Genomic DNA, 430 nt, shown 5'->3' on the forward strand with positions numbered 1-430 from the left:
GCGTGATGGTATTCAGTAGCCAGACCAACGGCATCATCAGAATCTGCAGTGGGGCCAGCAGGACGCTGCTTGGATAGGCGACTTTTTCCGGATAAACCGCGGCAATGGTCTTTGCCAGTACTTCGGCAAATATCAGCACTACAAACGTCAATACCCCGGTGGCAATGGCGACGCCCGCATCGCCATACAGGCGCATACCGACAATGGTACCGAGCGCGGAGGCCAGAATATTCACTAGGTTATTCCCGATGAGTACCAGACTTATCAGACGGTCCGGCTTGCGCAGCAACTTTGCAACGCGTTTCGCCTGACGATTTCCCTTCTTGGCCCGATGACGTAGACGGCAGCGATTCAGGGTCATCATTCCGGTGTCAGAACCGTAAAAATAGCCGGAGATGACAACCATGATTAGATACTGGACAATGAGCGT

The 430-nt window shown here is 53.3% G+C and carries 1 protein-coding gene; it reads right to left on the reverse strand.

Annotated features, from left to right (window positions below):
* Positions 1–430, reverse strand: a 430-nt coding sequence (locus tag ACU8YC_RS28450) for a CNNM domain-containing protein (protein ID WP_446896449.1), incomplete at both ends; no start/stop codon positions are given.

The organism is Citrobacter sp. VF227, assembly GCF_052950715.1.